This window comes from Roseibium aquae (assembly GCF_008711285.1).
Lineage (GTDB): Bacteria > Pseudomonadota > Alphaproteobacteria > Rhizobiales > Stappiaceae > Roseibium > Roseibium aquae.
Genome location: NZ_VXDC01000014.1, coordinates 59,684 through 68,760, shown reverse-complemented (window position 1 = coordinate 68,760; position 9,077 = coordinate 59,684). Strand labels below are relative to the sequence as shown.

Annotated in this window: 8 protein-coding genes; 5 read left to right on the top strand and 3 right to left on the bottom strand. The window is 60.1% G+C overall.

The features are described from left to right. Positions 1-400: 400 nt before the first annotated feature. Complete coding sequence (locus F0184_RS18315) at positions 401-1,102, top strand: SDR family oxidoreductase (RefSeq protein ID WP_150497655.1); 702 nt, start codon at positions 401-403, stop codon at positions 1,100-1,102. Between the two features lie 254 nt (positions 1,103-1,356). Here F0184_RS18315 and F0184_RS18310 read toward each other — a convergent pair whose 3' ends face one another. Then, entirely contained in the window at positions 1,357-2,157 is an 801-nt protein-coding gene (locus tag F0184_RS18310; RefSeq protein WP_150497654.1) for a creatininase family protein, read from the bottom strand. 151 nt (positions 2,158-2,308) lie between these two features. Between F0184_RS18310 and F0184_RS18305 the strand changes: the two genes are divergently transcribed. Together F0184_RS18305 and F0184_RS18300 are read left to right on the top strand one after the other, a co-directional pair. After that, a complete protein-coding gene (locus F0184_RS18305; RefSeq protein ID WP_206668378.1) occupies positions 2,309-3,328 on the top strand; it encodes a putative metalloprotease CJM1_0395 family protein in 1,020 nt (339 codons plus the stop codon). Positions 3,329-3,688: 360 nt separating this feature from the next. Then, the gene (locus tag F0184_RS18300) at positions 3,689-4,837 is read left to right on the top strand and encodes an MFS transporter (protein ID WP_150497653.1); all 1,149 of its coding nucleotides are present in this window, start codon (positions 3,689-3,691) and stop codon (positions 4,835-4,837) included. A 14-nt stretch (positions 4,838-4,851) separates the two neighbouring features. On the opposite strand, the gene F0184_RS18295 is transcribed toward F0184_RS18300, so the two are convergent. After that, complete coding sequence (locus tag F0184_RS18295; RefSeq protein ID WP_150497652.1) at positions 4,852-6,195, bottom strand: 8-oxoguanine deaminase; 1,344 nt, start codon at positions 6,193-6,195, stop codon at positions 4,852-4,854. Positions 6,196-6,390: 195 nt separating this feature from the next. Next, complete coding sequence (locus F0184_RS18290) at positions 6,391-6,777, bottom strand: RidA family protein (protein WP_150497651.1); 387 nt, start codon at positions 6,775-6,777, stop codon at positions 6,391-6,393. 400 nt (positions 6,778-7,177) lie between these two features. On the opposite strand from F0184_RS18290, the gene F0184_RS18285 reads away from it, so the two are divergent. Together F0184_RS18285 and F0184_RS18280 are read left to right on the top strand one after the other, a co-directional pair. Further along, positions 7,178-8,188: an ABC transporter substrate-binding protein gene (locus F0184_RS18285; RefSeq protein WP_150497650.1), complete on the top strand. Its 1,011-nt coding sequence runs from the start codon at positions 7,178-7,180 to the stop codon at positions 8,186-8,188. A 69-nt stretch (positions 8,189-8,257) separates the two neighbouring features. Next, positions 8,258-9,073, top strand: coding sequence for an ABC transporter ATP-binding protein (locus tag F0184_RS18280; protein ID WP_150497649.1), 816 nt, complete (start codon positions 8,258-8,260; stop codon positions 9,071-9,073). The last annotated feature ends 4 nt before the right edge of the window (positions 9,074-9,077 follow it).

Here is a 9,077-nt window from a genome sequence, read left to right as displayed (position 1 = left end):
GGCACATCGCGGCCGGTAAATGGTCAGCGCAAAAATACATCAACATGGCGCCGCTCTACCAAGAGCAGAACCAAGCACACGGAGCCGTCGCCTGAAAACGAAAGTGCGAAAGATATTTGACACTACCTTCGAACCTGAAACCTGCCCGCAAAAAAGCCAAAACCCCACACCGCCAGAAAAAAACCCACCGAGCCGTCGCCCAAATCCAAATCCCAAAACCAGCCAGCTATCTATACCCCGATAAATAAAACCGGCGCTCTGGTCTGGGTTGGCCATCGAGCTTGTGCGGAAACTTCGCAATCCCATTGCCAAGGACCCATTGCCACAGCATCAGCGCGCGTTAGATCGACCTCAAGGCAAGAGGTTGATCCACGAGACACAATAGCGGTTCGACAAGGCGATGACGACAGATCACCCCCCTATCAATATCGTGCTCGGCGCTTCGGGCGGCATCGGTGAAGCCGTGATGGCCGAATTGACGGCGCTCCACGGGCCGGACCGTGTCCTGGGGTTGAGCCGCTCGACCGGTCCGGCGATTGACCTCTTGAAAGAGGAAACGATCGCGGCCGCCGCCGCACAGGTCAAGGCAATGGGACATCGGCCGGACCTGGTATTCGATGCCACGGGGGTCTTGAGTTGGCCGGGTCATGCCCCCGAAAAGAGCTGGCGCTCCCTTGATCCGGACGATATGGCCATGGCCTTTCGCATCAACGCGGCCGGACCGGCTTTGATCATGAAACATTTTTTGCCGCTCTTGCCCCGCACGGGCCGTGCGGTGTTCGCAACCCTGTCCGCCCGTGTTGGCTCGATCGGCGACAACCGGATCGGAGGCTGGTACGCCTACCGTGCCTCGAAGGCTGCGCTTAACCAATTGGTGCGCTGCGCGTCCATCGAACTGGCCCGGACCCGGAAAGACGCGATCTGCGTGGCCCTCCACCCGGGCACCGTCGCGACACCCTTGTCAGACCCCTTCGCCAAGCAGGGCCTTAATGTTCAAACGCCCCAACAGTCTGCCCGCCGTCTTCTCCAGGTCATCAAGACCCTGACACCCGCCGACACGGGCGGATTCTTCGACCACTTGGGCAAGCCGATCCCCTGGTAGGGAGAGGGTTCTGAAGGCGTGATCTTCCGCCGTTTCGATGCGGCGGTGGAGACAGCCCCAAGATCTGCACGGGCTGCCCCGGAGACTTAAGCCGTCCCTTCCATGCGTCCACAGGACCAGAGCGACGTCCGCAAAAGCTTGAATCGCTTCACGATCCGTCGGATCCGGAAAAATCGATTTGGCGTTCTGGAGCTGTCAGAAAACTTCCGGGTCAGATGGGCGGGCGGCGCCTCATCCAGACAGGTAATTGCTCGCTAGCGGGGTTCCCAAAGACGGTTAAGGTCGAAGGCGTGAATGTCCTTCAAAAGTTCTATAAAACCGCGGGCCGCATGATCGAGTGAAAGCCGGCCTTTTTCCGCTGTGGCACGGGCCGCGTTTCCGAGCGCGCCCCTGGGGTTCAGATCCTGCGCTTTCCAGCCGAACTGGGCGGGACCGTGGCCCCGGAGATGCCGGAATTCCTGCACAAATGACTGTTGCGCCGAGGCAAAGTCTTCCGCCAGATCCATCCGCACGAGGTCCGGATGCAGATGCAGCATCAGTGACGTTTCGATGTCGCCGCCATGGATCCCGTAGCTGAACTCTTCCTCGGGAAACACACCCTCTGGCTGGCCGAACCGCGCCCAGTTGGTCGCGGTGACCATCATGTCATGGGACACCCGGAGTTCACGGGCGACGATGTCGATGATGGGCACATTGCCGCCATGGGCATTGATGAGCACCAGTTTCCTGATCCCGGCCCGGGCAACAGATTCGCCGATCTCGATCCACGCCTTCGTCACGGTGTCCCATGACAGGGTGAGTGTGCCCGGAGACGATATATGCTCGTTGGATTTCCCGATGGCTTGAACCGGCAGAAACGTTGCCGGCAGAGACGCTGGCAGCAGGTCGATCACCCGGCGCACCTGACCTTCGGCAATGGCGGTATCGGTGAAGACCGGCAGGTGCGGCCCATGCTGTTCGATGGCGGCCACCGGCAAGACGGCGATCCAGTCGCGCGTGGCCGGGGTTTCAAAGTCTACGGTGGTCATTTCGTGCCAGTGGGGGCGGGGCAGCATCGCCGATCCTTCCAAAGCCGCTTTCAACGTTGGCTCAAGCCTATCGATTTCTTCGCCCAAGGTCAGCCGTCTTTGAAGGCGCTCTTCACGGGTTTCTGATCCTGTGTGTTAAACGGCGTTAAGACTTTTGTAGGTGACGTTGGGGTAAGGGATGTCCATGATCACCGCCCTTCTGTCCAACACACCGGCGAGCGGCCTGCGGGGCAGCGGACTGGCCGGCGATACGGGTCTGACGACCGACGAGCCATCGCTCGGGCGGGGGGGAGCGAATGCGCGCGAAGCGGCTGCTTCGCCGGCTGCCGTCTCCCGGGCAGCCGGACGTGTCCCGCCTCTATCTCCGAATGCCGTTCTCGCCCTGCAAGAGGGCGATCAGGCTCAAGCGACCGGCGCCCGGCGGTCCGGCGATCAGGGCGATCAGGCCTCCGCCAGGCAGCAAGCAGGTCAACCGGGCCAGACCCAAGCGGATCAAGCCCAAAGGCCGGTTCAGGGCGACGGTCAGACGCAAGGACAGCCACAAGGGTTGGCCCAAGGCCAAGCACAGTCCGAAACACCGGGGCAGAACCAGGGAACCGCCGACCGCGCTGACGACCCGGACGGAGACGGCCTCAACGAAGCGCAGGAAAAACAGGTTCAGGATCTCAAGCAAAGGGACCGGGAGGTCCGGGCGCACGAACAGGCTCATGCCCGTGTGGGCGGACAATATGCAAGTGCACCGAGCTATACGTTTCAGCAGGGGCCGGATGGCAAGAGATACGCAATTGGCGGCGAAGTTCAGATCGACACCTCGACCGAACGCACGCCGGAGGCGACCATCCGGAAAATGCAGATTGTTATCCGGGCGGCGTTGGCGCCCGCTGAACCGTCCTCCCAGGATCTTCGGGTGGCTCAGCAAGCCCGGGCGTCTCTTTCCGATGCGCAATCCGAGCTGCGTCAATTGCAGGCCGCCGAAAGGCTGGACAACGAGGACGACACGACCGGCGCCGTTTCTATTAACGGCGCGGACAGGAACAGTTCAGCCGAAAACCCCACTCCGACCGGTCGTGAGAGCGGCAATTCGCAAGGCTCCTCGTTCAACGCCGAAGCGCGAGAAGCCTCCGCCGTTTATGCCCGGGCCGTGGATCAGGCCCGGCAGGGTTCTGGTGCTGGTGCCCTGGCGGATCAATTGTTCTAGGGCTTCGTGGGGGGCTTCCGGAACGCGGCAAGACGCGTGACCGGCCCGAGGCGGCCCACTCTGGGCAGCCCGGCGCGTGCGCATCTTGGGTTCCGGGCACGATGGGCGGCGATCGCGCTGGAACATCCGGGTCCTGGTCTTGCGCTGGCGCCTTGCGCCCACTAAAGCAAGTCTGCTGAGGTTGACGCGGTACGCTCCAATCTGACCGGGGAAAAGTGTTTGCACTTTTGAAATGTCAGAACGTCTTTTCCCGATGAGATCGGCCGCGAAGCGCTTCAATCTTGTCAGGAGATGCTTTCGCGTCAGGCCTTCCGCGCTGCAGCCTTTTGCCGGCGTTTTCATATCGGATTGAGTCCAGTCATGCCTGCGATCCAGGCGCGCCGCGCGGTCGGCGCGATTTTCTTTGTCTTGGGTGCGTTCCTGGGCGCTTGGGCGTCGCGGATCCCGGACATCAAGACAATGCTCGGTGTCAACGAAGCCGGTTTTGGGCTGGTGCTCCTGGTTATGGCCTGTGGCGCCTTCGTCTCCTTTCCGTTTGCGGGGCGATGGGTCGACAACCATGGTGCAAGCCGTGTGACCAAGCTGATGGCCCCGGCCCTGCTGGTCATGTTCGTTCTTCTGAGTTTCGGGGCCACCGTGCCGCTCATGATCCCGATCGCCTTTCTGACCGGATTTTGCATCGGGGGGCTGGATGTCGCCATGAACGGCTGGGGAGCGGATGTCGAAAAGGCACTCGCGCGTCCGGTCATGTCCTCTTACCACGGTCTATACAGTCTCGGGGCGGCGACCGGTGCCGCGGCCGGGGCGGGTGCGCTTTGGCTCGGCTTGCCGGTTGTTGTTCATTTTGGCCTCTGGGGGCTTGCGATGGCCCTGCTTCTTGCACCGGCCCTTCGGGTGCCCTGGACATCGGCAAGCAAACCGCGCGCCGCCGAAAAGCCGCCCTTTCTGGCAATTCCCAAGGGCACCCTGTTTGCTGTCGGACTGATGGCGCTGGCCGCTGCGTTGGCTGAAGGCGCCATCACCGACTGGGCCGCCCTCTACCAAATCAAAGAGCTTGGATATTCCGATACCCTGGCTGCGATCGGCTTCGCCGTCTTTTCAATCGCGATGGTGATCATGCGGTTCGCCGGAGACCGGATCGTCGCCCGCCATGGGGCTGCCACCGTTGCCCGTGTCTCCGGTGTGGGCGCTGTCGCCGGTACAGCGCTTCTGGTTTGGGCGCCGGGCATCTGGGGTGTATGGATTGGTTGCGCGATCATGGGTTTGGGCTTCGCGGCCATTTTTCCCCTCGCGATGTCGCGGGCTGCGGCGGATCCTGATATGTCCCCGGGCGCTGCAATTGCTTCGGTGGCAACGCTCGGTTATGGCGCTTTCCTGCTCGGGCCACCGCTTCTGGGGTTTGTCGGTCAAGTTCTTTCCTTGCGGATGTCCTTTGCCGTCGTGATGGTTTTAAGCCTCGCGATCCCGTTTTTCGCCAGCGCATTGAATGTGCGAGAACGGGCAAACTGACAAGCGGCGCGCCGTCAAAGCCGGCGGACAAAGTCCAGCGCCGCGGCGCTGTGCTCCCGCCGGAGCCGATGCGCATCGAGCCTCGCCGGTTGGCCGTCCTCGACCAGCCACTCGCCGCCGACCATTACCCGGTCCGCCCGATGGGCCCCGCACAGGACAATCGCCGCAATCGGATCGCCCGCCCCGGAAAAACGCAATTCATCCAGCTTGTAAAAAGCCAGGTCGGCCATCTTTCCCGGTGTGATTTCGCCGATATCCTCGCGCCCGAGGCACCGGGCCGATCCCTTTGTTGCCCAGCGCAGAGCGTCCAGATGACTGACGGACGCCGCATCGTAGGTCAGCCGGTTGATCATCAAGGCATGGCGCACGCCTTCGATCAGGTTCGAGTTGTCATTTGAAGCCGAGCCGTCAACGCCCAAGCCCACAGGGCACCCCGCCGCTTCGAGGTCTTTGGTCCGGCAATGCCCCGATGCCAGCACCATGTTGGAGGTCGGACAGTGACAGACACCGACGCATGCATGGCCAAGGCGGCGGATTTCGTCATCGTTGAAATGAATGCCGTGGGCGAGCCATGTTCTTGAGCCGAGCCATCCGGTCTCCTCCAGATAGTCAACCGGGCGGCATCGAAATCGTTCGAGGCAAAAGCTGTTCTCGTCATGTGTTTCGCCAAGATGAGTATGAAGGCGGCAGTCATGCTTCTCGGCTAGGGATGCGGTTTCGCGCATCAATCTGGGCGTCACGGAAAAAGGCGAGCATGGCGACAGCGCGACCTGCAACCGAGCTCCTTTGGAGCGATTGTGATAGCGGGACAGGACCCTTTCGCAGTCGCTCAAAATGGTGTCCTCGTCCTGGACGATGCTGTCTGGCGGCAAGCCGCCGTCTTTTTGCGACAGATTCATGGATCCGCGGGTCAAGGTCATGCGCAGGCCGACCCTTTCGGCCTCCTCCGCCTGAATATCCATTGCGTTTTCCAGACCGGCTGGAAAGACATAGTGATGATCGGCGGCCGTGGTACAGCCTGACAGCAACAGTTCTGTGAGCGCCAGCCGTGTAGCGATCCGGAAGTTGTCCGGTGTGAGGTTTTGGGCCCAGATCGGATAAAGGGCCTTCAACCAGGGAAACAGCTCTTTGTTGATGGCATCCGGATGGGCACGGGTCAGCGTTTGATAGAAGTGATGATGGGTATTGATCAATCCCGGCAACACAACGTGATTGCTCGCATCGTATATGCCGTCGGCCGGCACGCTCGGCTGGGTGCCGGAAGGCAAGAGTTCGCTAATCTCGCCGTTCTCGACGACCAGCCCGCCTCCCGCGTTATCTGCAAGGATCGCGAGCGGGTTTTTGATCCAGATGCGCATGACCGGTTTCCTTGAATAAACCTACAGGCTTTGAGGACGGCATGGGACACTCCGCCCGAATTGGATGAGGGCAGGATTTATATCGGATTTTAGTGCCTGTGCTTCGGACCGTAAGGCAAGGCCGCGATCCGGGAGGTGCTACAGGGAGGTCACCATCCGGCGATGATGATCAGGTTCAAGGGTCAAGTTCAACGGTCAGGGAGCCGCAGCGATCACTTCGACCTCAACCAGGAATTCGGGTCTTGCGAAACCCGAGACAATCATCAAGGTGGAAGCTGGGGGAGGTGTGCCGATCACCGTGTCGCGGATTTGCATGTAGCCTTCCAAGTGCTCGCGTGCGGTGACGAAGGCATTGATCCGCACAAGATCATGCATGCTCATGCCGGCGTCCGCGAGAATGGCAGAAATGTTCTCGAAACAAAGCCGGGTCTGGCCGATGATATCCGGAGGCACTTGGTCTTCGGCCGATATGCCGAGCTGGCCCGAAGCGAATGCCACCCGATGTCCGGCCGGGACGACCATACCATGGCTGTAGCGAGCGAAAGGCGCGCGGATTTTCTTCGGCAGAAGCGCTTGCAACATGAGTTTGGCTCCCTTGGATGTTTCAGGTTCCAGATCAGCCTAGACCAGTCCGCCGCGCGCCGGAAACGGCTTTCGCGAAGAAGTCTGCAACTTCCATGTCGGTAGGGCATCTTTTTTCTGGGGGTGCCTTGTTCTCTCGGTTGAAATGCTCCCCGCCACAATCAACGGAGCGGATAGGCTTTGCATGTCAGGTGAGGCTGTGCACAATAATGCAGCAATCGATTGGTTTGCCGGCGGATTTACAGGCCGTGTCCTTGAGAGTGACACGCTAAGTCTTGAATAAATATGGAAAACCCGGTTGGCGCGAGGGTTGCATGGCAGTCAGAGATCGGCGGATGCGAAGGCAGGACCTGTGGGGCATGACCTGACGCATACCTGGAACCAGAGGGGAACGTGCCAAATGCGAGTGATCTATGGACTTGGACTTGCTGTTGTGATGGCCTCGGTACCAGCCGGTGCCCAGGACTTGGAAAAGGTTGTTTTCGGCACCAACTGGGTCGCGCAGGCCGAACATGGCGGTTACTATCAAGCCGTTGCCGATGGAACATATGAAGCGTGCGGCATTCAGGTCGAGATCCGGCCCGGTGGACCGCAAGTGAACAACCGGATCCTGCTCCCCACAGGAAAGATCGATTTTCTGATGGGCGGAAGCATGCTTCAAGCCTTCTCCGCCGTGGAGCAGGGGATTCCGACAAAGGTGGTGGCCGCTCATTTCCAGAAAGAGCCGCAGATCATCATGACCCATCCGGGGCAGGGTCTGGATACATGGGAAAGTCTCAAGGGGATCAACCTGTTGCTCGGTAAGGCCGGGCTTAATTCCTACTATCAGTGGATGGTGTCGGAGTTCGGTTTTTCGCTCGACCAGGTCCGGCCTTACACATTCAATCCGGCGCCCTTCATCGCTGATCCGCGCGTGGGTCAGCAGGGGTACGTGACCTCGGAGCCCTTCGCGGTGCAAACGGAAGGCGGGTTCGAGCCAAATATCTTCCTCATTGCGGATTTCGGGTACGATACCTATTCCACCACCGTTGAAACGCGCAACGAGTTGATCGAAACCAAGCCCGAGGTTGTGGCGTGCTTTGTAGACGCGTCCGCCATCGGCTGGGTCAATTTCCTGTACGGCGACAATTCCGCCGCGCTTGACCTGATCAAGGCCGACAATCCGGGAATGTCGGACGCCCAGCTTGCCTTCTCCATCGAAAAGCTCAAGGAATACGGGATCGTTGACAGCGGAGATGCGGAGACCATGGGCATCGGCGCGATGACGGACGAGCGGAACAAGTCTTTCTACGACAAGATGGTCGCCGCCGGTGTTGTGAGCGCCGACGTGGATTACACTCAGGCCTATACCCTTGAATTTGTGAACAAGGGCGTTGGGCTCGAAGAGAAGGCGGCCTTGCTTGCGAACTAGATATCCAAAATGCCCGACCCAGGCGTTTGCTCAAACACCTGGTTTGAACATGTTCCTGTGGTGCGGTGAATGATAGCCAAAACACTGGTCAAGGCGTCCCAAGACGTGGGCCCGCAGGGAGATATTGTCTCCCTGGAAGGGGTGTCCAAAACATTCTCAAATGGAACGGTTGCCTTGAAGGATTTGTCGCTCGGTATCCGGGCTGGCGAGTTCCTGTCGCTTCTGGGGCCGTCGGGCTGCGGTAAGTCGACGGCCTTGCGGATCATTTCTGGGCTGACAGGTCCGACCTCCGGCCGTCTGCGCTGGCCACAGGAAACGGCATCCCAACCCGAGCACGAACTCAGTTTTGTCTTCCAGGAGCCGACGCTGATGCCCTGGGCGACCGTTTTCGGCAATGTTTGGCTGCCCTTGCGCTTGAAGGGGATCTCGAAATCGGCGGCGCGGGACACGGTCATGGAAGCCCTGGAAATGGTCGGTCTTGCCAGCTTTGCACAAAGCTATCCGCGCGAACTGTCTGGCGGCATGAAAATGCGGGTCTCCATCGCCCGGGCCTTGGTGACAAAGCCGAAGGTTCTTCTGATGGACGAACCGTTCGCGGCGCTCGATGAGATCACCCGGTTCAAGCTGAACAACGATCTTCTGGCCCTCTGGCAGCGGTTTGGCTGGACAGTGATCTTCGTCACCCATTCGGTGTTTGAAAGCGTCTATTTGTCGAACCGCATCGTTGTGATGGCCGCCCGGCCTGGGCGGATTGTGAACGACATCGCAATCGATGCTCCTTATCCGCGGACCGAGGCGTTCCGCACCTCCACTCTCTATGCGGATCATTGCCGGTCGGTTTCGCAGGCTTTGCACAGTGCGATGGATGCAAATGACCACCTGTAGCATA